Annotated in this window: 20 protein-coding genes; 5 read left to right on the top strand and 15 right to left on the bottom strand. The window is 47.4% G+C overall.

Annotation, left to right across the window (positions count from 1 at the left end; genetic code table 11):
• Nucleotides 1-9: 9 nt before the first annotated feature.
• The 3 genes from F0U83_RS04605 to F0U83_RS04595 all read right to left on the bottom strand — a co-directional run bounded on the left by F0U83_RS04605 (nucleotide 10) and on the right by F0U83_RS04595 (nucleotide 1,304).
• Nucleotides 10-354, bottom strand: a complete 345-nt coding sequence (locus F0U83_RS04605) for a hypothetical protein (RefSeq protein WP_138988750.1) — start codon at nucleotides 352-354, stop codon at nucleotides 10-12.
• Nucleotides 355-369: 15 nt separating this feature from the next.
• A complete protein-coding gene (locus F0U83_RS17215) occupies nucleotides 370-807 on the bottom strand; it encodes a pilin (protein ID WP_138988749.1) in 438 nt (145 codons plus the stop codon).
• Between the two features lie 71 nt (nucleotides 808-878).
• The gene (locus F0U83_RS04595; RefSeq protein WP_138988748.1) at nucleotides 879-1,304 is read right to left on the bottom strand and encodes a pilin; all 426 of its coding nucleotides are present in this window, start codon (nucleotides 1,302-1,304) and stop codon (nucleotides 879-881) included.
• A gap of 239 nt (nucleotides 1,305-1,543) precedes the next feature.
• Between F0U83_RS04595 and pilB the strand changes: the two genes are divergently transcribed.
• From pilB to F0U83_RS04570, 5 genes are read left to right on the top strand one after another with little or no spacing between them, the layout of a single operon-like run.
• On the top strand, nucleotides 1,544-3,256 hold the full coding sequence (gene pilB, locus F0U83_RS04590) for a type IV-A pilus assembly ATPase PilB (protein ID WP_138988747.1): 1,713 nt from the start codon (nucleotides 1,544-1,546) through the stop codon (nucleotides 3,254-3,256).
• Nucleotides 3,257-3,274: 18 nt separating this feature from the next.
• Nucleotides 3,275-4,498, top strand: a complete 1,224-nt coding sequence (locus F0U83_RS04585) for a type II secretion system F family protein (protein WP_138988746.1) — start codon at nucleotides 3,275-3,277, stop codon at nucleotides 4,496-4,498.
• Nucleotides 4,499-4,505: 7 nt separating this feature from the next.
• Complete coding sequence (locus tag F0U83_RS04580; RefSeq protein ID WP_138988745.1) at nucleotides 4,506-5,372, top strand: prepilin peptidase; 867 nt, start codon at nucleotides 4,506-4,508, stop codon at nucleotides 5,370-5,372.
• Between the two features lie 8 nt (nucleotides 5,373-5,380).
• The gene (gene coaE, locus F0U83_RS04575) at nucleotides 5,381-5,995 is read left to right on the top strand and encodes a dephospho-CoA kinase (RefSeq protein WP_138988744.1); all 615 of its coding nucleotides are present in this window, start codon (nucleotides 5,381-5,383) and stop codon (nucleotides 5,993-5,995) included.
• Nucleotides 5,992-6,210, top strand: coding sequence for a DNA gyrase inhibitor YacG (locus F0U83_RS04570; protein ID WP_138988743.1), 219 nt, complete (start codon nucleotides 5,992-5,994; stop codon nucleotides 6,208-6,210). Before coaE ends, F0U83_RS04570 begins: the two co-directional genes overlap by 4 nt.
• Here F0U83_RS04570 and F0U83_RS04565 read toward each other — a convergent pair.
• The 12 genes from F0U83_RS04565 to murD all read right to left on the bottom strand — a co-directional run bounded on the left by F0U83_RS04565 (nucleotide 6,191) and on the right by murD (nucleotide 21,713).
• Nucleotides 6,191-7,132 (bottom strand): Nudix family hydrolase, encoded by a 942-nt coding sequence (locus F0U83_RS04565; RefSeq protein ID WP_138988742.1) that lies wholly within the window; start codon nucleotides 7,130-7,132, stop codon nucleotides 6,191-6,193. The two genes, F0U83_RS04570 and F0U83_RS04565, sit on opposite strands and share 20 nt — an antisense overlap.
• Nucleotides 7,132-8,346 carry a bifunctional glutamate N-acetyltransferase/amino-acid acetyltransferase ArgJ gene (gene argJ / locus F0U83_RS04560; protein WP_138988741.1) on the bottom strand — a complete coding sequence of 405 codons (1,215 nt, stop codon included), beginning with the start codon at nucleotides 8,344-8,346 and terminating at the stop codon, nucleotides 7,132-7,134. The genes F0U83_RS04565 and argJ overlap by 1 nt, the downstream gene beginning before the upstream one ends.
• 61 nt (nucleotides 8,347-8,407) lie before the next feature.
• Nucleotides 8,408-11,140, bottom strand: coding sequence for a preprotein translocase subunit SecA (gene secA, locus F0U83_RS04555; RefSeq protein WP_138988740.1), 2,733 nt, complete (start codon nucleotides 11,138-11,140; stop codon nucleotides 8,408-8,410).
• A gap of 185 nt (nucleotides 11,141-11,325) precedes the next feature.
• Nucleotides 11,326-12,240 carry a UDP-3-O-acyl-N-acetylglucosamine deacetylase gene (gene lpxC, locus F0U83_RS04550; protein WP_138988739.1) on the bottom strand — a complete coding sequence of 305 codons (915 nt, stop codon included), beginning with the start codon at nucleotides 12,238-12,240 and terminating at the stop codon, nucleotides 11,326-11,328.
• A gap of 90 nt (nucleotides 12,241-12,330) precedes the next feature.
• Nucleotides 12,331-13,494, bottom strand: a complete 1,164-nt coding sequence (gene ftsZ, locus F0U83_RS04545) for a cell division protein FtsZ (protein WP_138988738.1) — start codon at nucleotides 13,492-13,494, stop codon at nucleotides 12,331-12,333.
• 76 nt (nucleotides 13,495-13,570) lie between these two features.
• Nucleotides 13,571-14,863, bottom strand: coding sequence for a cell division protein FtsA (gene ftsA / locus F0U83_RS04540; RefSeq protein WP_150036797.1), 1,293 nt, complete (start codon nucleotides 14,861-14,863; stop codon nucleotides 13,571-13,573).
• A 5-nt stretch (nucleotides 14,864-14,868) separates the two neighbouring features.
• On the bottom strand, nucleotides 14,869-15,681 hold the full coding sequence (locus tag F0U83_RS04535; RefSeq protein WP_138988893.1) for a cell division protein FtsQ/DivIB: 813 nt from the start codon (nucleotides 15,679-15,681) through the stop codon (nucleotides 14,869-14,871).
• A 1-nt stretch (nucleotide 15,682) separates the two neighbouring features.
• Nucleotides 15,683-16,630, bottom strand: a complete 948-nt coding sequence (locus F0U83_RS04530) for a D-alanine--D-alanine ligase (RefSeq protein ID WP_138988894.1) — start codon at nucleotides 16,628-16,630, stop codon at nucleotides 15,683-15,685.
• Complete coding sequence (gene murC, locus F0U83_RS04525; RefSeq protein ID WP_138988895.1) at nucleotides 16,627-18,072, bottom strand: UDP-N-acetylmuramate--L-alanine ligase; 1,446 nt, start codon at nucleotides 18,070-18,072, stop codon at nucleotides 16,627-16,629. The genes F0U83_RS04530 and murC overlap by 4 nt, the downstream gene beginning before the upstream one ends.
• Entirely contained in the window at nucleotides 18,069-19,154 is a 1,086-nt protein-coding gene (gene murG, locus F0U83_RS04520) for an undecaprenyldiphospho-muramoylpentapeptide beta-N-acetylglucosaminyltransferase (RefSeq protein ID WP_138988896.1), read from the bottom strand. The genes murC and murG overlap by 4 nt, the downstream gene beginning before the upstream one ends.
• On the bottom strand, nucleotides 19,138-20,364 hold the full coding sequence (gene ftsW, locus F0U83_RS04515; RefSeq protein WP_246077904.1) for a putative lipid II flippase FtsW: 1,227 nt from the start codon (nucleotides 20,362-20,364) through the stop codon (nucleotides 19,138-19,140). Before ftsW ends, murG begins: the two co-directional genes overlap by 17 nt.
• Nucleotides 20,361-21,713: a UDP-N-acetylmuramoyl-L-alanine--D-glutamate ligase gene (gene murD / locus F0U83_RS04510; RefSeq protein WP_138988897.1), complete on the bottom strand. Its 1,353-nt coding sequence runs from the start codon at nucleotides 21,711-21,713 to the stop codon at nucleotides 20,361-20,363. The genes ftsW and murD overlap by 4 nt, the downstream gene beginning before the upstream one ends.
• Nucleotides 21,714-21,716: the final 3 nt, after the last annotated feature.

The raw sequence follows: 21,716 nt of genomic DNA, 5'->3' as shown, positions 1-21,716 counted from the left end.
CACGGCGCTTTATTGGCACTTGCTGGAAGCAAGCAGTGTCCAATCATCCTGACGCTGAATCTTCAGAACATCATAGACTTCAACATTAAGGCCCTGAACCGGCAAAGAGCGCGCTAGCATCATCTGACAAGCTTTTTTAGCCGCTTCATCACCATTGATCTCTGGCAAAACACCCACCGCTAAAATCTTATCATCCTCCCACCACACAGGACGCGCCGGAAACCACTCATCCTCAAGCAGGATAGACTCAGCCAACTGCTTAACCTCATCAGATAAGCGCTTGGTTGTTTGGTTGATATAAAGCGTAACACCGACAGAGGCGGCGATAAGAAGGAAGATTATTGTGCGTTTCATTTATATACTTTTATTTTAAATACGGCACTCAGAAGGAACGTATCTATTATGATTAACATTAGCAACAGAACAATTCCAACGAATTGCTCCAGAGGCATCAAGAAGAGGCGTTAGAACCAAAGTTAAACTACCTGCTTTTGATGTGGTATTTAGTGTTAAAGCACCTGTAATAGCGCTACAAGAAGAAGATGCAACATTTTCTGTACTATCAGGAGGAGTAATATTAGTAACACCAAGGCACGTATTAACACCAATAACATTATTTATGGCTATGTTTTCCCCTACTGTTGCCTTAGACATCGTTGCAAAAATCAACGCTTCCGCAACTCTAGCTCTAATCGTGTAATCTTGGTAGGCAGGTATAGCTATCGAAGCCAGAATAGCAATAATTGCCACCACAATCATCAGCTCAATTAAAGTAAACCCAACCTCACTAACCTCTTGATTCTTCACTCTACCTCCGCAAAAAAGCCGCTAGGAGTATAGCGGCTTTTTACAATTGGTCAGTCTAGTACACTCTTCTATTAAGGAGCTACATTACGACATTCACCAGGAACATACCGGTGATTTGCAGCTGGTGTAGTACAAAGCCAAGTAATAGGAGTACCAGCAGCTGAAGTTGGCGTCAAAGTCAAAGGTACGTTGTTACCTGTAGCATCCATAGTTGCAACAATTACACCTGTAGCGTCTGCACAGGTTACAGATGCCACTGCACCTGTTGCACCTAAGTCAGTTACTCCCGCACATGAACCAGCTGCTATCACCCCACCATTTGAGGCAATATTTTCTCCAACTGTAGATTTGAAACCGCTTGCTAATGATAACCCCTCTGTTACACGGGCTCGAACAGTGTAATCCTGATAAGCAGGCAATGCGATAGCTGCCAAAATACCGATAATCGCAACTACGATCATCAGTTCAATCAATGTAAAGCCTTGTTGCTTTTTCATACGTCTTTCTCCAGCGAGTTTTTAGAACGAAGAATTAAAATTTTAAAGCGTCTTCCTTGTATTCGGCAGCGCCGTTCGTAAGTGTAGCCACAGTTACAAATTTTACCACCCCAATTTGCTTTAAAATTACAATTTAAGTATAGCGCACGTTTTCAAACTGTCACGCAAGTGCTATTTTTAACCCCTAACAATGAACAACTTGTGAACAAACAGATTTTAGCATCTATCAAGGAGAGCATGTGCAACCACAGCAACCCCTTAGCGGTTTAGCACGACGCTTAGTAAAAGACGGTGTTTTTTCGGCAGAGGTTGCCCGCGAGGCGATCGAAAAAGCCAGGGCTTCGGAAAAGCCTTTTATCACCCATATAATTGATGAACGCTTAGTCAGTGCCCATCGAGCTGCCAGTGCTGCATCCGATGAGTTCGGCTTGCCCCTGTTTGATTTAGCGGCCATGAATATCGAATCGGTACCTCAAGGATTAGTCTCTGACAAACTGATTAACAAGCATCACGCCATCCCTCTAATCAAACGGGATAGCCGTATCTATGTAGCGCTGGCAGACCCCACCAATATTCAGGCATTGGATGAGTTTAAGTTCCACACTGGCGTCACCACCGAAGGGGTCATTGTTGAGGAGGATAAGCTTCGTAAATTTATTGAGTCCTTCTTAGATAACCAAGGCTCGGCACTGGATGAGCTGGATGATGCCGACCTAGATTCTCTCGAAGTCGATGACGGCAGCGTACCTGAAGAAGAGATCACAAGCAGTGAAGATGCCGCCAAAGATGCGCCTATTGTCCGTTTTGTAAATAAAATTTTATTAGATTGTATTAAAAAAGGCGCTTCGGATATTCATTTTGAGCCTTATGAGAAAACCTACCGTATACGAAGCCGTATCGATGGTATTTTGCAAGAGATCGCCAAGCCGCCTCATAATCTGTCTAGCAGACTTTCGGCACGGCTCAAGGTGATGTCACAAATGGATATCTCTGAGAAAAGGATGCCTCAGGATGGCCGTATCAAGATGAAAATTTCTAAAACACGAGCCATCGACTTCCGTGTTAATACCTTGCCCACCCTTTGGGGTGAAAAGATCGTACTACGTATTCTCGACCCATCCAGTGCTAAGATGGGGGTCGACGCACTGGGCTTTAACCCAGTACAAAAAGAGCTGTATATGGGCACGCTACACAAGCCCCAAGGGATGATTTTGGTGACCGGGCCAACCGGTAGTGGTAAAACCGTCTCGCTTTATACGGGCCTTAATATCCTAAATACCGAAGAGCGTAATATCTCCACCGCAGAAGACCCAGTGGAGATCAACTTAGAAGGTATTAACCAAGTCCACGTTAATGCTAAAGTAGGTTTAACCTTTGCTGAGGCGCTTCGTTCATTCCTGCGTCAGGATCCGGATGTTGTAATGGTAGGTGAGATCAGGGATTTGGAAACGGCCGAAATTGCCATTAAAGCCGCACAAACCGGCCATATGGTGTTATCAACACTGCACACCAACAGTTCACCCGAAACCCTGACCCGTTTACGTAATATGGGTGTGCCTTCGTTTAATATTGCCACATCCGTAAGCTTAATTATTGCGCAACGTCTTGCTAGGCGCTTGTGCGAAAGCTGCAAAAAGCCGGTCAGTATCCCAGAAGCGGCCTTGATTGAAGAGGGTTTCGGCCCTGAGCAGCTAAAAAACCTGCACCTGCATGAGGCTAACCCTGATGGCTGTAGCAAATGTAACCGTGGCTATAAGGGCCGAGTGGGTATCTATGAGATGCTACCCATGACACCCGAAATTGCCGAAGTTATTATGAACAATGGCACATCGCTGGATATTATTCGCGTCGCCAAACAGCAGGGCTTTAGAACCCTGCGGGATACCGGCTTAGATAAAGTCGCCGAAGGGCTTACCAGCCTTGATGAAATGAATCGTGTAATTAAAACCTAAATGGGGATCGCCTGACGCATGGCAGCAAAACAGAAAAAACCGGTCACATTTAACTGGCAAGGTAAGGATAAGAGCGGCAACCTCAGTAAAGGTAAAATCGATGCGGTAGACGTAGCAACGGCCAAAGCTTTGCTGCGCAAGCAAGGAATTTTGCCTAAAAAAATTGCTAAAGAATCCTCGATCTCATTTTTTAGTAATAAAAACAAACCGATTAAGCCCTTGGATATCGCCCAGTTTACCCGCCAAATGGCCACCATGATGAAGTCGGGTGTCCCTTTATTACAGGGTATGGATATTGTTGCTAACGGCACTGAGAAGATCAAACTCAAAGAGTTGATTTATGATGTGCGCAACTCCGTTAACGGTGGCCAAGACTTTGCCCAATCGCTCGCGAGCCACCCAAAATACTTTGATGACCTCTATTGCAGCTTAGTGGGTGCGGGTGAGCAGTCTGGTGCCCTAGAAACTATGTTGGATCGAATCGCCACTTACAAAGAAAAGGTCGAATCATTAAAGGCTAAAATTAAAAAAGCCATGACCTACCCCGCAGCAGTTTTAGGAGTCGGTATTATTGTATCAGCTATTCTTTTAGTTAAAGTAGTACCACAATTCCAGTCAATTTTTTCCAGCTTTGGTGCCGACCTGCCTGCTTTTACTTTGTTTGTGCTTGAACTATCTGAGCTTGCTCAGGCATATTGGTTCATTGCCCTTATTGGCTTTGTACTACTAGGTTATGGATTCACAAAAGTTAAACAGCGCTCCCAAGCCTTTGCCGATTTTATCGACAGGGCCGTTTTAAAAGCACCTATCTTCGGGCAAATATTACATAAAGCTGCCATTGCTCGATTCTCCCGCACGTTAGCAACTACTTTTGCAGCGGGTGTACCTTTGGTTAATGCGCTAGATTCTGCAGCGGGCGCATCCGGCAATGTTGTTTACCGTAATGCTATTATCCAAATTCGTAATGGCGTATCTACCGGCCAGTCACTGCAAAATGCCGTTACTATGACCGGCGTCTTTCCTAATATGGCGATACAGATGATGGCCATTGGTGAGGAAGCGGGCTCCTTGGATATGATGCTAGATAAGGTCGCCAGCTTCTATGAGGAGGAGGTAGATAACGCCGTTGATAACCTATCCAGCCTGATGGAGCCTTTAATTATGGTGGTACTAGGTACACTTGTCGGCGGGCTGGTTGTGGCTATGTATCTTCCAATCTTCCAGCTGGGTAACGTGGTATAAATCTTACATGAACGAACTTTTTGCTTGGCTAGTAACCGAACCCACCTACACTCTTGTGGTCTGTTTTTTGGTATCGCTACTGGTAGGTAGTTTTTTAAATGTGGTGATCTATCGCGTTCCGGCTATGATGGAGCGCGAGTGGCAAGCTTCCATTCATGAGGGCGAGAATAGCGACACTCAAATACCTCAAGATAGGTTTAACCTAGCCGTGCCTGCTTCTACCTGCCCCCACTGCGGCCATCGTATCCGCTGGTATGAAAATATTCCGGTTGTGAGCTATCTATTCCTAAAAGGCCAATGCAGCCAGTGCCATGCACCTATCAGCCTGCGCTACCCGCTTATCGAGTTGCTAACGGCAATACTCAGTACTTTAGTGATCTATCAGTTAGGGTTTAATTACGCAGGTTTTGCTGCTGTTGTATTCACATGGGCACTGATTAGCCTCACCTTTATTGATGTGGACCACCAGCTACTCCCAGACCGTATCACCCTACCCTTGTTATGGCTCGGGTTATTGGTTAACTCCCAGAATCTGTTTACGTCGCTTCATTCCGCCGTTTTTGGTGCCGTTGCAGGCTACTTAGTACTCTGGTCTGTCTATTGGCTCTTTAAACTTGTTACCGGCAAAGAGGGGATGGGCTATGGTGATTTTAAACTGCTTGCTGCTTTAGGCGCTTGGTGCGGTATATCACAAATCCCTCTGCTGATTTTGTTATCCTCTGTCGCAGGCGTACTATTAGCGATGTTGCTGATGCTGTTTAAGCGCCATGAAGCCAGCAATCCTTTACCTTTTGGCCCTTATCTAGCTATTGCAGGCTGGATTGCACTATTATGGGGCCATGATATTACATCTGCCTATCTTCAGCTTTATTAGGTAATCACATGTTAGTAGTGGGACTCACCGGTGGAATCGGCAGCGGCAAAAGCGCCGCCTCTAAAATCTTTTCTGAGTTGGGCCGACCAGTTATTGATGCTGACCTTGTTGCACGGGAAGTTGTAGAACCCGGTGAGCCAGCTTTGGGGAAAATAGCGGCTAAGTTTGGGGCCGACGTACTCACCCCTCAGGGCGAGCTGGACAGAGCATCCCTTAGAGAAAAAGTATTCTCTGACAACCAAGCCAGAGAGTGGTTGGAGCAATTACTACACCCTGTTATTCGTACCCGCATTATGGAGAAGATTGAGGATTACCAAGGCACGACACCCTTGGTTATTCTTGCATCCCCCCTACTTTTGGAAACTGACCAACACAAACTGGTTGATCACGTTGTCGTCATTGATGTTCCAGAAAGCCTGCAGATAAGCCGCACGGTTGCTAGAGACAACAATAGCGAGGCACTCGTTAAACGTATTATGGATGCCCAATTATCCCGTGATGAAAGGCTCAGTAAAGCCGATAGCGTGTTGGATAACGGCGGCTCTGTAGAGTCATTAAAAGATCAGATACGCTTATTGGATCTTAAACTGAGAGAACTGGCAGCGGATGAGTATCGCCTATGACAACCATCAAATGCCCTCAATGCGGTGGCCCTTCCCTTTGGGATGAGAGCAACAAAGCCCGCCCCTTTTGTTGCGATCGCTGTAAACTTATCGACTTAGGTGCTTGGGCCAGCGAAAGCTACCAGATCCCAGTGCAACCCTCTGATGAAGCCTATGAGGATTATAGCAGCAGCTATGACGCTAGTGGCTTGCCCGCTAACGCCACCAAGCACTGATCGCAGCTATACCTTGGGCACCAATGTTGATTGCACCCTCCAACGCCGTATCATCCAAACCGCCCAATAGATAGACAGGTATCGGTTGATCCTTAACCCATTCAGCCGCTACATCCCAACCTAGATTGGGAGTATCAGGGTGGCTCTGAGTCTGCGCTATCGGTGACAAAGTCACATAGTCACAACCTTTATCTACAGCCTGTTTAAGCTGTGCTAACGAGTGACATGAGGCGCCAAGAAAACGTCCTTTAAATGCCTGCCGGTCAGTTAACGCATCCAGCCGCTCACTCGTCAAATGAAGCGCCGCTGCATGTAATTGGTTGGCCAACTCGATAGAGCAATGCGCAATCAATAAACACTCTGAGCCACTCAGTGCTTGGGAGATCAACGCATAACCACGCTGGTAGGCCTCGTCACTTATCTGCTTTTGCCTGAATATAACACCTTGCAAGTGATGCTGTAGTAAGCTTTTCTGCAAACCTGAGAGTACTTCAGCAGATGATCCACATTCGGGGGTTATTAACACACGATCAGGCAATAGAGCTGCATTAAGGATAGGGCGATTGGCAGCAGGGAACTGGTAGCTATCCAACTGACGCTTAGCTACCCAAACTACCTCTTGGCCCTCTTTACCCCATGCTTCACCATCAAAACCAGTTACATGAAAAACATCTAAGAGAACCGATTTATCAGGATAGTGATAAGGCACCTGAATAAGCGGACTGCAGCCAGTAACACCGATCCCTATCTCTTCCTGAAGCTCCCGAACAAGTGCTTGCTGAGCAGTTTCGCCATCCTCAACCTTACCCCCTGGGAACTCCCATAAGCCGCCCTGATGTTTATCATCAGGGCGCTTAGCGATAAAGATACGACCTTGGGTATCTTCAATAACCGCTGCCGCTACATGAATCAGTCGGCTCATCAGCTACGATAATCTGCATTGATTGTGACATAGTCATGGGATAGGTCTGTTGTCCAGACAGTCTCGGATACGCCACCCCTATTTAAACAGATACGAATCAGAATATTTTCTTGATTCATTACCGCTTGCCCTGCCTCCTCAGTGTAACTATCCGCACGCCCGCCATTTTCTACCAAGCACACATCGTCTAGATAGATTTTAAGATCATCCAATACTAGGTTTTCGATGCCTGCACGACCCACTGCTGCTAAGATACGTCCCCAGTTTGGATCGCTGGCAAACAACGCGGTTTTGACCAAAGGTGAATGAGCAACCGTGTAGGCTGTATCCAGTGCTTCTTTTTGTGAGGCTGCGGTTTCAACCTGAATCGTAACCAGCTTTGTAGCTCCCTCGCCATCTTTGACGATTGCCAGTGCTAGCTCTAACATCACCGATTCCAGTGCTTGAGTAAACTGCTCCAGTAGTGCAGGGTCTTCATCCACCTGCAAACCGGATTTTCCAGTGGCTATCAAAATGCATGAGTCGTTCGTTGAGGTATCACCATCAACTGTAATGCGATTAAATGATTTATCCGCAGCCTGACTAAGAAGTGACTGCAACACGTCCGGATTGACCGCTGCATCCGTTGCCACGTAACCCAGCATCGTTGCCATATTAGGCATAATCATACCTGAGCCTTTTGAGATACCTGACAGTGTGATCGTTTTACCTTCATACTGAAATTGTACAGATACGCCTTTAGGGCGCGTATCAGTTGTCATAATCCCTTCTGCAGCCAGCGCCCATGTATCATCGCCTAAGTTAGACAAAGCGTCAGGTAAGGCTGTTTTGATCTTATCCACAGGCAGTTTTTCGCCAATAACACCCGTAGAAAAAGGTAGTACATCCTGAGCTGATACTCCGGTTAGTACCGCTAAAGCTTCACAGCAGGCTTGAGCATCTATCATGCCCTGCTTGCCAGTACCTGCGTTTGCATTGCCGGTATTGGTTAACAAGTAGCGATTGCTTCCCGATACGATATGCTGCTTGGAAAGCACGACAGGTGCCGCACAAAAAGCATTTTTAGTAAAAACGCCGGCAACAGATGCACCTTCACATACCTCAATGACAACGACATCTTTACGCCCCGGTTTTTTAATTCCCGCAGACGCCACACCTAAACGGATACCATCAACCGGAAACATTTCCGATAATGTTGCAGGACCCACTGCCATACGAATTTCCTCTTAATAAAAAGAAAGCAGCCTTAGCTGCTTTCTAAAAAGATGATTAGAATCAGCTTAACTTGCCATGACACTGTTTATACTTTTTACCAGAACCACAGGGACATGGTTCATTTCGACCTACTTTGCGCTCTTCTCGAACAAAGGTATCACCCCCTTGGTCTGCAGATTCTTCCGCGCCTTCTGCCAAAGCGTTCTCACTATCATGCTCAAAGTTCATCTGCTGGCGCTCAGCTTGCTCTCGACGTTGCTGCTCCATCGCCTCAACTTCTTCCGGCATTTGCACCTGCACATGGCTAATAATTTTAATGACATCACGCTTGATGTTTTCTAGTAAGCCTTGGAACAGCTCAAATGATTCGCGCTTATACTCCTGCTTCGGGTTTTTCTGCGCATATCCACGCAGGTGAATCCCCTGTCGTAGGTGGTCCATCGTTTGTAAGTGTTCTTTCCAGAGTGTGTCGAGCACTTGGAGCATCACCTGCTTTTCAAACAGACGAATACTTTGTTCACCAACCACGGCTTCTTTAGCAGCATACGCGGCTTTAATCTCGTTTAGAATTTTCTCGCGCAACGTTTCTTCATGCAGTGTGCTATCTTCGTCGAGCCACTGCTGAACTGGCATCTCTAAACCATACTCAGCCTGCAATGAGCGCTCAAGACCTGGAATATCCCATTGCTCTTCAATACTTTGCGGCGGAATAAAGTTACTGATGGTGCTCTCTACCATCTCTTCACGAATCGCAATAATAGAGTCAGAAACATCATCCGTTTCCATCAGCTCATTACGCTGTGCATAAATGACCGTACGTTGATCATTAGCAACATCATCATATTCCAGCAGCGACTTACGAATATCGAAGTTACGACCTTCCACTTTACGTTGAGCTTTCTCAATGGCGTTTGACACCATCTTATGCTCGATCGCTTCACCTTTCTCCATTCCCAGTGCCTGCATAAACGTGCGTACACGTTCGGAGGCAAAGATACGCATCAAATCATCTTCAAGGGAGAGGAAGAAGCGTGATGAACCCGGATCACCCTGTCGCCCTGCACGGCCACGTAGCTGGTTATCGATACGGCGAGACTCATGACGCTCTGTACCAATAATATGCAAACCACCCGCTTCTAATACTTTGGCATGACGCTGTTCCCAATCTTGTTTCATCGCCTCGATATCAGCATCCGTTGGGTTTTCCAAAGCTTCAAGCTCAAGCTCAAGCTTGCCGCCCAACATGATGTCGGTACCACGACCCGCCATGTTCGTTGCAATCGTCACCGCACCTGGGCGACCTGCCTCAGCGATAATATTCGCCTCGCGCTCATGATTCTTAGCGTTAAGGACATTATGTTTGACGCCCGCTTTATTCAGGTAGTTTGAAATCAGCTCAGACGACTCAACCGATGCGGTACCAACCAGTGTTGGTTGACCACGTTCCTGACAATCGCGAATCTCTTTAATGATGGCATCATATTTCTCTTCCATGGTCAGGAAGACAATATCGTTCATATCAATACGTGAGACTGGGCGGTTGGTTGGAATAACAATGACATCAAGGCCATAGATCTGACGTAATTCGAACGCTTCGGTATCAGCGGTTCCGGTCATCCCTGCCAGCTTATCGTATAACCGGAAGTAGTTCTGGAACGTAGTGGAAGCCAGTGTCTGGCTTTCCAGTTGGATCGCCACGCCCTCTTTTGCTTCAACCGCCTGATGCAGACCTTCTGACCAACGACGTCCCGGCATGATGCGCCCGGTATGCTCATCAACGATGACAACCTGCCCATCCTGTACGATATAGTCTTTATCCCGCGTAAACAGATTATGTGCTCGAAGAGCCGCCAACACGTGATGAAGTAAATTCAGGTTATGAGGTGCGTATAAGCTTTCACCTTCCGCTAAAACACCCTGTTGCGTCAGCATATCCTCAACAATTTGATGTCCCGCTTCTGTCAGTTCAACCGTACGGTTTTTCTCATCGACAACAAAATGCTCTTCTATCTCCTGCTGCGTATCTTTTGGATCAATTTCACCATCAAACTTTTTCAAGTTAGGAATAAACGTGTTGATCTTCTGGTACATTGCAGAGCTATCTTCGGCAGGGCCAGAGATGATCAGCGGGGTACGTGCTTCGTCGATAAGAATGGAGTCAACCTCATCCACAACCGCAAAGTTGAAGTCGCGCTGCACTTTTTCTGCGAGGCTAAATGCCATATTGTCGCGAAGATAATCAAAGCCAAACTCGTTGTTAGTTCCGTAAGTAATATCGCAAGCATAAGCGGTGCGCTTCACTTCTGGGTCTTGGCGCGATAGCACCACACCAACCGTCAAGCCCAGAGATTCATAGAGTGGACGCATCCATTCAGCGTCACGGCTGGCCAGATAGTCGTTCACTGTAACAACGTGAACCCCCTTACCCGATAATGCATTTAGATAAACAGGTAAGGTTGCCACCAGAGTTTTACCTTCACCGGTGCGCATCTCTGCCACACAACCCTCGTGCAAGGTAATACCACCAATCATTTGAACATCAAAATGACGCATCCCCATTGTACGTTTAGAGGCTTCACGCACCACAGCAAAGGCTTCTGGTAGCAGCTCATCTAAGGCCGTACCTTCTGAAAGGCGCTGACGAAACGCTTCTGTTTTTGCTTTTAGCTCTTCATCAGAGAGTTTCTCTATCTCTTCTTCAAACGCATTGATCAGCTTTACCAGCTTCCCCATACGTTTCAGCTCTCGATCATTTTTGCTACCAAAGATTTTTTTCAGGAATGAGGTCAGCATATTTTGATTGTCTTTCCGTAAGTATCAGAAGCAGTAAGCTACTGAAAATTATTAAAGTCAGTATTCTATGTTTATTAGGGCTATATTGAGAATCTCAACCGCTCTATGTATAGATTTGAAACAACTTTTCGGGCATATACATTAAAAAACCGGGCACAGGCCCGGCTTTAGGATATTGGCAACTATCAGACAGCCAAAACAGGCTTCTGATAAGAGATCGGCGCTTGTTGCTCCTGATCCTCAAATGTCACGACTTCCCACGCATCTTCCGTTTCTAAAAGTTTACGCAATAGCATGTTATTAAGATAATGGCCTGATTTGTAACCAAAGAATTCACCTATCAAGCTTTTACCTAATAGGTACAAATCACCCACTGCATCCAGAACTTTATGCTTGACGAATTCATCTTCATAGCGAAGGCCGTCATCATTTAGAATGCGATAATCATCGACAACAATTGCATTTTCTAAACTGCCACCTAATGCCAGATTTTGCGACCTCAGGTATTCAAAATCACGCATAAAACCAAACGTACGCGCGCGGCTGACTTCTTTTACAAAAGAGGTACTGGAAAAATCAAGTGAAGCTTCTTTGTTACGACCTTCGAAAGCAGGGTGCTCAAACTCAATAAGAAACCCAACTTTGAAACCGTCAAACGGTTTAAACGTCGCCGACTTACCATCAGAGCTTACCGTAACCTCTTTCTTGATGCGGATAAACTGCTTAGGTGCGTCCTGTTCGGCAATACCTGCTGACTGAATCAAAAAAACAAAAGGTGCTGCGCTACCATCCATGATCGGCACTTCTTCTGCACTCAGTTCAACAATCGCATTATCGATGCCTAAACCTGCCAAAGCGGATAACAGGTGCTCAACCGTAGCGACTCGAACACCGTCTTTGCCTAAATTAGTGGATAAAGTGGTATCGATAACATTTTTTGCACACGCGTTAATATCAACGATAGGATCAAGGTCAGTCCGTCGAAAAACAATCCCTGTGCCAACAGCGGCTGGTTTCAGTGTCAGATACACTTTTTGACCGGTATGAAGGCCGATTCCAGTCGCCTTAATGCTGTTCTTCAGGGTTCGTTGTTTGATCATGCGTCCGCCGGGGTAATATAAACAATAATTAACCTGAAATAGTAACAAAAGAGTGCTATACCAGCAACTGAAACGGCACTCTTCACGCGTTTAATCCGCCTGTCTGCGTATATATGTCGGGATATCCAACATCTCGACATCTTGCTTCTTTTCAGCTGCCGACTGCGGTGCTCTAGAAGGCTCCGTTAATGCCTCATGCTTTTGTCGACGTAATACTGTTGGCAGCTCAATCTGCTCAAAGTTAGCGTTACCATCTTTCCGCTTGTGAGACTCAGCTACCACCTTTACAGGTTCTGCTCGCTTATCAAAGCCTGTAGCAACAACAGTAACTTTTATATCATCCGCCATGTCATGATCAATAACGGTCCCGACAACAATCGTTGCATCATCGGATGCATACTCTTCAACAATATTACCCACTTCAGTAAACTCGCCTAAGCTCATATCTAAACCGGCAGTGATGTTCACCAGAATACCGCTTGCGCCTTTTAGATCGACATCCTCAAGCAGTGGACTATTGATTGCGGCTTGCGCTGCGACTAATGCACGATCTTCACCACGGGCTTTACCCGTACCCATCATCGCCATACCCATCTCAGACATAACGGTGCGAACATCAGCAAAGTCGACGTTAATCATGCCTGGCCGTGTGATCAGGTCAGCAATGCCCTGAACCGCCCCCAACAACACATCGTTTGCTGTGCTAAAGGCATTGATTAGGCTACAGTTACGACCTAGCACCTGCATCAGTTTTTCATTTGGGATGATGATTAATGAATCAACCGATTCACGCAGTTCCTTAATACCTTCAAGCGCGATCTGCATCCGCTTACGGCCTTCAAAAGGGAAGGGTTTTGTTACAACTGCGACAGTTAAAATCCCCATCTCTTTAGCAACCGAAGCGACTACAGGCGCGGCACCTGTTCCTGTACCACCACCCATACCGGCGGTGATAAAAACCATATCAGCACCGTCAAGCATCTCTGCTAACCGGTCGCGATCTTCAACCGCGGCTAAACGCCCTACTTCAGGGTCAGCACCTGCTCCTAGACCCTTAGTCGTCGCACCACCTAATTGAATGACCGCTTTAGCGGACATATTGCTCAGCGCCTGAGCATCAGTATTGGCACACAGGAACTCAACACCTTCAAGATCTGCCTTGACCATGTGTTCTACTGCGTTTCCGCCACCGCCACCTACGCCGATCACTTTGATCACTGCATTCTGTGGAACGCTGTCTAATAGCTCAAACATTTTTTTCTCCTGTCGGATTCCACGCCTTTACTGCAATCCGGCGATATATAATGCCCTCATCCAAGAGAGCACAAAATTAAAAATTACCTTTAAACCAGTCTTTCATACGACTGACGATGCCCGGCCCGGTTTTCTTAGGCTTAGGCGCTTTTTCTGTGACCCGCTCTTCTGCCACTAATGTGGTTTCGTTACGTGGTGGCATGTGCACCGAAGAGGCACTCCCTACCTGTCCACCTTGGCTGGCATAGTGGAGTAAGCCGATACCGGTCGCAAAGATCGGGTTTTGTAAAATATCATCCATTCCACGCACGCCATGGGGCATCGCTAAGCGTACGGGCATGTGGAAAATCTCTTCTGCTAGTTCTACCACCCCTTCCATCTTAGCGGTACCGCCCGTGAGCACGATGCCTGCCGCAACAAGATCTTCAAAGCCGCTGCGACGTAGTTCCGCCTGCACTAAGGTGAACAGTTCGTCATAGCGAGGCTCTACCACTTCGGCTAAGGCCTGACGGGACAGATCCCGTGGTGGGCGATCCCCGACGCTGGGCACTTTGATGGTTTCATCAGCGCTCGCTAATTGCGCTAAGGCGCAGGCGTATTTAATTTTCAGTTGCTCGGCGTGCTGGGTCGGGGTGCGTAACGCCATGGCTATATCATTGGTGACCTGATCCCCTGCGATAGGAATCACACCCGTATGACGAATAGAGCCTGCGGTAAAGACTGCAATATCCGTTGTACCACCGCCGATATCCACCATGCAGACACCGAGGTCTTTTTCGTCATCGGTGAGTACTGCATAGCTGGAGGCAAGCTGTTCTAACACCACGCCGTCAACTTCCAAGCCGCATCGACGTACACACTTTTCAATATTCTGGATCGCATTGGTCGCGCCCGTCACTAGGTGCACTTTGGCTTCCAGTCGTACGCCGGACATACCCAGCGGTTCTTTAATGCCTTCTTGGTTATCGATCAGGTATTCCTGCGGCAGGATATGCAAGATTTTTTGATCTGCCGGAATAGCAACAGCGCTGGCCGCATCAATGACCCGCTCCAGATCATGATCCATCACTTCACGATCGCGCACAGCAACAATACCGTGGGAGTTCAGGCTGCTGATATGACTGCCTGCGATACCGACGGTCACGGAGTGGATTTTACACCCAGCCATCAGTTCGGCTTCTTCGACGGCACGTTGAATAGAGCTGACCGTGGACTCAATATTGATCACCACACCCCGCTTTAGGCCACGGGATGGATGCGAACCAATACCAATGACTTCGATTTGGCCACTTGGCATCACTTCGGCGACCAAACACACCACTTTTGATGTGCCGATATCCAATGCAACGATCATACTGTCATCTGACATATTCACTAACCCGCCTTAATCTGCTCTATGGGCTCACGCCACTTAACCGCTACACCGTTTGTGTAACGGATATCTATTCTCTCTATTCGATCAGCCGCCGACGCCAGCTCTTTTTGATATACGTGCAAGAAGCGCTGTAATCGGTCTTTGAGCTGTTCGCGGCCAACAACAACTTCAATGCCATTTCCCATTTGTAGAATCCAGGCACCACGTGCTTCCATTGTTAATCCTGACATACGTACACTGGCTCCCTGAAATAAGCGGCTCATATCATGATATTGAGCCATGAGCAGCTGCGTTTCTGTCGCTGGCCCATTCAATTCAGGCAGATGCTCGTAACCGTCTCGGGAATCAGGCCAAAAAATATCACCTTGATGATTTAACAGCCCCTTTTTCCCCCATCTCGCTACCGGTATTTGTTCACTAACTAATACGGATACTGCAGGGGGCCACTCTCTACGGACTTCTGCCGCTTGCACCCAAGGATCATCCAGCAAGGTATTTCTTAACGCTTCGATATCTAAATGTAATAAGGGTGCACTAATACTTGCTGCGAGCTTTTCCGCTAATAATGTTTTGTTGAGATACTTGGTTTCACCCAACATACGAATTTCATTCACAGGGCGGTCAAGCCACTTCATAGCTTGCGTATAACCACTAAACATTAAGCCACAAAATATCAGTGCAGAACTGAGTATGATCAGCGGACGCCAATAGAGTTCAGACTCCTGTACATCGGGTTTAACAACCGAAGAATTAGCCTTAGAAGGCAATTCATACTGGTCGTAAACCTGTAATGTCTGAACCTTCGCGTTCATGTCACTCGGCCTCTCTCAATATTTCAACCACGAGTTGTTCGAAGCTGATACCTGCCTGTCGTGCTGCCATAGGTACGAGGCTATGATCTGTCATTCCAGGCGTTGTGTTCACTTCAAGGAGATAAAAATGTCCTTGTTGATCTTGCATAATGTCAACACGTCCCCAATCAAGGCAGCCAACAGCGCTAAAAGCCTGTTCTGCCAATCTTAGGAGGCGTTGCTCTTGCTCTGAACTCAAACCATGATCAAAATGATACCGAGTGTCGTCTGCCTCGTATTTGGCATTGTAGTCATAGAAGTCATGGGGTGTTTCCAGCTTAATAGCCGGCAGCGCCTTATCATTCAGAACAGCTACCGTATATTCAGAGCCCGTCACCCACTGCTCAGCAATAACACATTGATCATATCGACAGGCATCTTGCCAAGCCTCTGCCAATTGCTCTGCATTGGATACTTTATGCATACCAATACTGGAACCTTCATGGGCGGGTTTGATCATTAAGGGAAACCCTAGTTCCGCAACACAGGTCGATAAATCATCTTGATCGCGTAGCACCTTAAATGGGGGAGTGGGCAAGCCAGCTCCAACAAAAAGCTGTTTACTACGGAGCTTATCCATTCCCAACGCTGATGCAGCAACGCCACTGCCGGTATAAGGTATTTGCATCATTTCTAACATGCCTTGTATGGTGCCATCTTCCCCACCACGCCCGTGCAGAATTAGGAAAACACGGTCACATTCAGCCGCTTGTAGCTGCTGGATAGGGTTTAAGTTCCCATCAGGGCCATACAAATCAAGTAAGAATGCGTCAACCCCTGCAGAAACTAGCGCCGCATGGACAGCCCTACCGCTATTCAGTGATACTGGACGCTCTGCCGAATTACCCCCATATACCACTGCCACTCGGCCAAATGCTTTCGATTCAGCGTCGCTAATACGATACGTCATGCCTTCACCCCCGTTAGGTCAAGTCCTGACAGATCATGCGCCAGCGCAGTAATATTGCCAGCTCCTTGGGTTAGCACCAGATCACCGGGTTTTAGCATATTCTTTAACACCTCGGGCACTTCGTCGGCTGACTTAACATACACAGGCTCAATAGCACCGCGCTGTCGTATACTACGGCACAGGCTACGGCTATCTGCTCCGGCAATGGGCTCCTCACCCGCCGCGTACACTTCCATTAACATTAACGTATCGACTTCAGACAACACCTGCACAAAGTCTTCATACAAGTCTCGGGTTCGTGTATAGCGGTGAGGCTGATAGATCATAACCAAACGCTTATCTGGCCATCCCTCTTTAACCGCTCGAATAACCGCTTCCACTTCACGAGGATGGTGTCCATAGTCGTCCACCAACATCGCGGTGCCTTGTTGAAGTTGTAGAGGCTCCAACACCTGAAAACGACGCCCGACTCCCGCAAATTTCTGCAAAGCAGACGAAATAGATGCATCATCTATCCCTTCATCCGTTGCAACTGCAATCGTCGCTAACGCATTCAAAACATTGTGCACACCGGGCATATTTAAGGTTATGCTTAAGTCCGCATGACCCTCAGGGCGTTTCACCTTAAAGTGGGTATGCATACCACTTTGGCGAATATCGACTGCCCGATAATCCGCGTCTTTATTGAGGCCATAGGTAACAACCGGGCGGCTGATATCCGGTAATATTTCTTGTACAACCTCATCATCCGTACACAGTACAGCCAATCCATAAAATGGCAGGTTATGCAAAAAATCGACGAAGGTTTGCTTTAGCTTATTAAAGTCCCCTCCGTAGGTATCCATGTGATCAGCATCAATGTTGGTCACGATGGCAACCATCGGCTGTAGATGTAAAAAGGAAGCATCACTTTCATCTGCTTCAGCAATCAAGTAACGGCTTGCCCCCATTCGTGCATTGGTACCGGCACTATTAAGCCGACCTCCGATAACAAAGGTTGGATCCAGATCCCCTTCTGCAAACACAGATGCTAACAAGCTTGTCGTTGTCGTTTTGCCATGTGTCCCCGCGACTGCAACACCATGGCGATAACGCATCAGCTCAGACAGCATTTCGGCACGGCGTACAACAGGAATCCTAGACTCTCTTGCCGCTTTGACTTCTGGGTTAGACTCGTTAACGGCACTGGATGTAACAACGACATCAACCCCTGAAACGTTTTCCTCTGCGTGGCCAATACAAATCTTGGCACCCATGACTACCAAACGGTCAGTGACCGCGGAGGCACGAATATCTGATCCTGAAATTTGATAGCCTTGGTTGCAAAGTACTTCTGCAATGCCACACATGCCGACGCCGCCAATACCCACAAAATGGATCGTACGGATACGCCGCATCTCAGGTACTTCATAAACCGTTGGCCCTTGACTAACTCTGCTCATTTCATGATCTCCAGACAGATATGAGCAACACGCTTGCTGGCTTCTGGTTTGGCCACACTACGCGCTTTAACTGCCATATCTGCTAATGCTTGACGACTAACAGAGCCATCAATCAATTCTATTAAATTCTCTTTTTTTAAATCCCGTTGCTGGATAATCCATGCCGCTCCCACCGCTTCAAGATAACGAGCGTTAGCCGTTTGGTGATCATCGACAGCAAACGGGAACGGAATCAGCAACGCAGGTACGCCCGCAATCGCCAACTCACTCACTGTTAAGGCCCCAGAGCGGCACACAACCAGATCTGCCCAACAATAAGCAGATGCCATATCATCAATAAAAGGCACAACATTCGCTTCAACATTCAATGCTTGGTAGCGCGCTAATGTTGCATCAATATTCTGTTTACCTGTTTGGTGCCAAACGTAAGGACGCTTGCTCTCTTCAATTTCAGCCAACGCTTCAGGTAACAAATCATTTATAGCCTTTGCTCCCAAACTGCCACCTACCACCAGAATATTGAGTCGCTCACTTTCTCTGGATGAATAACGTACTTCGGGGCTGTCGACTGCAAGAATCTCACCGCGAACAGGATTACCTGTTTGCTCTGTATTAACGCCTTCAGGAAATGCACCACCGAACGCTTCTAAAACACGAGTCGCTAGCTTAGCCGATATTCTATTGGTCATACCCGCTACCGCGTTTTGCTCATGGATGACCAAAGGAACACCCATCAACTTGGCAGCTACCGCACCCGGCCCCGAAGCAAAACCTCCCATACCCAAGACAACATCCGGTTTTACACGCCTAACCACCGCTAGTGCCTGCCATATCGCTTTAACAAGACGAAACGGAGCGCCCAGCAAACTTAAGCGCCCTTTACCCCGTAGCCCTTTTACGTCGATCACATGCAGCGGTATCTCTGCAGCTGGGACAACGGTCGCTTCGATACCTTTGGAGGTTCCCATCCAATGAATAGCTACCTGATGTTGCTGCAGCTCTCGCGCCGTTGCCAAAGCGGGAAACACATGTCCACCGGTTCCTCCGGCCATTACCAACGCTGTTTTATTCGGCTTCGTCATGCGTATTTTTTCTCTTTTTGTCAGATGCTTTTTCATCTATAGGCATCACCAGCCTGAGTTTTTTCAATTCGTAGTCAATGCGTAAAACAATAGCGATCATGACAGTACACACCAATAGGCTACTTCCACCATAACTAAGCAGCGGTAGCGTTAACCCTTTCGTTGGCAGCGCGCCTACATTAACACCAATATTGATAAGTGCCTGACCTGCCAAAATAAATCCAAAGCCATACGCTAAATACCCCATAAAGAAAGCTTTTTGCTTTTCCGCTTGACGCCCAATCAGGAAGATTCGGCTAATCATGATCGCATATAACACAACAACGACCAGCGCACCTAAAAGCCCAAACTCTTCTGCTAGTACTGAGTAAACGAAATCAGTATGCGCTTCGGGCAGATAGAATAGCTTCTGCACACTATTGCCTAATCCTGTTCCGAACCACTCCCCCCGACCAAAGGCGATCTGCGCCTGAGATAGCTGATAACCCGTGCCAAACGGGTCAGCCCAGGGGTCCTGAAACGACTTCAGTCGTGCCATGCGATAGGGTTGCGCTATCGCCAAAATCAAGATCAAACCCACGGCACATAATAAAATCAGTAAGAACTGAGCAAAGCGCATGCCACCCAAAAAAATCATACCCATCACAGTAGCCATCAGTACAACGGCTGCTCCATAATCGGGTTCGCCCAGCAAAAGCGATACAAAGAAAGCTAATGGCAATACCGGCTTTGCCACACCTGACCAGCTCGTCCGCACCTCAGTTAGTCGCCTCACAAGATAGCCTGCAACGTAAATTACCATGCAAAATTTAGCGACTTCTGAAGCCTGTAAATTGAGTGGTCCTAAGCCAATCCAACGCCGACTACCGTTAACCTCACGCCCAATACCGGGTATCAGTACGAGTACCAATAAAACAAAGCCTACCGCGAGTAAAATAGGACCGTACCGTTCCCAAAAGCGAATGGGCACCTTCACCGCCATTAACGAGCAAGCCAGCGCTAAGGCAATAAAGAAACCATGCCGCTTTGCAAAAAAGAACTCACCGCCAAATTTCTCTGCAGCCACATCCATTGAGGCCGAAGTGATCATCACAAAGCCCGTTAAAATTAGCGCCGCCGCCGTCGCCAGCAACCATGGATCGAATGGCATCAAACCGTCATTGGAAACGCGCGTCCAAGATGGTTGGGTTGAGACCATCGGCTGATTCATAAGCTTTCTACCCACTTAACAAATTGCTGGCCGCGATCCGCATAACCTTTAAACATATCGAAACTGGCACAAGCTGGGGATAGCAGTACAACATCACCGGACACAGCGACCTCTGCGGAACGATTAACCGCTTCTTCCATTGAGTCGGCCATCAGAACTTCTGCCGAGCCTGTGAGCGTTTGCTTGAGAATGTCGGCATCCTGGCCGATCAAAATCACGGTTTTAACATAAGTTTTGACCGGTAAAATGAGGTCTCCAAAATCCGCACCTTTACCCTCACCTCCTGCGATCAGGACAAGCTTACTTGGTGCTTTAAGCTCACTACCTAACCCCTCAAGCGCCGCGACTGTCGCGCCGACATTGGTTCCTTTAGAATCGTTATAAAATGCAACACCTTGCTTTTCGGCTACCCATTGGCAACGATGATCTAAACCAGGAAATGCTTTCAGCGCGGCGAGCATAGCATTCATCGGGATACCCGATAGAGTGCCCAGCGCAAGTGCAGATAAAGCATTAACCACATTATGCCTTCCCGGCATTTTCATCATGGATACAGGCATAAGGGGCTCTGTACCCAAAGCGAGCCACTCTTCCCCATCCACATCCTGTAATCCAAAGATACGAAAATCGGCCTTTCCTAAACGATAACCCCATAAGGGCACCCCAGCAGGAAGTAATGGGTGAGTCAAAGCATCATCAAGGTTTTCTACTGCCTGTTTACACCCTCGAAAAATACGATGCTTGGCTTGGTAATAGCCTTGCATATCAGGATAACGATCTAAATGATCTTGACTGACATTTAACACGGTAGCCACTTCAGCTCTTAGCTCATGAGTCGTTTCTAGCTGAAAGCTTGATAATTCAAGAACATATAATGCTTTTTCGCCGTCAGACAACATATCCAAAACAGGCAGGCCTAAATTTCCACCCACCCCTACATCAATACCAGCCGTTTTAGCCATCTCTCCCACTAAGGAGGTCACCGTGCTTTTTGCATTAGAGCCTGTAATCGCAACGATCGGCGCAGACACTTCTCGGCAGAACAGGTCAATGTCACCTATTAGTTTCACGCCCGAGGATAACGCTTCTTGGATTGCCGGGTGGCTTTTAGCAACTCCTGGGCTCAGCACTAACTCATCGGCTTGCTTTAGAAACTGCGCATCCAAATCGCCTGTGCGAATATCAACATCGGGATAGATGCGGCGAATTTCATCAAGATTAGGAGGCACTTCTCTCGTATCAGCCAAGGCAAATCGTTGGCCTGTTCTTGCCAAATAGCGTGCACAAGACAGCCCGGTCAAACCCAGACCAATCACTATCTTTAATCTATCTGACGAAATCAGCGACATGCT

Origin of the sequence: Neptunomonas concharum (genome assembly GCF_008630635.1) — a bacterium.
In the GTDB taxonomy this organism is placed as follows: Bacteria; Pseudomonadota; Gammaproteobacteria; order Pseudomonadales; family Balneatricaceae; genus Neptunomonas; species Neptunomonas concharum.
This window is presented reverse-complemented; position numbering and strand designations above follow the sequence as displayed.

Bases quoted from the DNA above. Each gene is read 5' to 3' on its own strand.
- F0U83_RS04605 (WP_138988750.1), bottom strand. From the start codon at position 354: ATGAAACGCACAATAATCTTCCTTCTTATCGCCGCCTCTGTCGGTGTT.
- F0U83_RS04595 (WP_138988748.1), bottom strand. From the start codon at position 1,304: ATGAAAAAGCAACAAGGCTTTACATTGATTGAACTGATGATCGTAGTT.
- F0U83_RS04585 (WP_138988746.1), top strand. From the start codon at position 3,275: ATGGCAGCAAAACAGAAAAAACCGGTCACATTTAACTGGCAAGGTAAG.
- F0U83_RS04580 (WP_138988745.1), top strand. From the start codon at position 4,506: ATGAACGAACTTTTTGCTTGGCTAGTAACCGAACCCACCTACACTCTT.
- coaE (WP_138988744.1), top strand. From the start codon at position 5,381: ATGTTAGTAGTGGGACTCACCGGTGGAATCGGCAGCGGCAAAAGCGCC.
- F0U83_RS04570 (WP_138988743.1), top strand. From the start codon at position 5,992: ATGACAACCATCAAATGCCCTCAATGCGGTGGCCCTTCCCTTTGGGAT.
- F0U83_RS04565 (WP_138988742.1), bottom strand. From the start codon at position 7,132: ATGAGCCGACTGATTCATGTAGCGGCAGCGGTTATTGAAGATACCCAA.
- argJ (WP_138988741.1), bottom strand. From the start codon at position 8,346: ATGGCAGTGGGTCCTGCAACATTATCGGAAATGTTTCCGGTTGATGGT.
- secA (WP_138988740.1), bottom strand. From the start codon at position 11,140: ATGCTGACCTCATTCCTGAAAAAAATCTTTGGTAGCAAAAATGATCGA.
- lpxC (WP_138988739.1), bottom strand. From the start codon at position 12,240: ATGATCAAACAACGAACCCTGAAGAACAGCATTAAGGCGACTGGAATC.
- ftsZ (WP_138988738.1), bottom strand. From the start codon at position 13,494: ATGTTTGAGCTATTAGACAGCGTTCCACAGAATGCAGTGATCAAAGTG.
- ftsA (WP_150036797.1), bottom strand. From the start codon at position 14,863: ATGTCAGATGACAGTATGATCGTTGCATTGGATATCGGCACATCAAAA.
- F0U83_RS04535 (WP_138988893.1), bottom strand. From the start codon at position 15,681: ATGAACGCGAAGGTTCAGACATTACAGGTTTACGACCAGTATGAATTG.
- F0U83_RS04530 (WP_138988894.1), bottom strand. From the start codon at position 16,630: ATGACGTATCGTATTAGCGACGCTGAATCGAAAGCATTTGGCCGAGTG.
- murC (WP_138988895.1), bottom strand. From the start codon at position 18,072: ATGAGCAGAGTTAGTCAAGGGCCAACGGTTTATGAAGTACCTGAGATG.
- murG (WP_138988896.1), bottom strand. From the start codon at position 19,154: ATGACGAAGCCGAATAAAACAGCGTTGGTAATGGCCGGAGGAACCGGT.
- ftsW (WP_246077904.1), bottom strand. From the start codon at position 20,364: ATGAATCAGCCGATGGTCTCAACCCAACCATCTTGGACGCGCGTTTCC.
- murD (WP_138988897.1), bottom strand. From the start codon at position 21,713: ATGTCGCTGATTTCGTCAGATAGATTAAAGATAGTGATTGGTCTGGGT.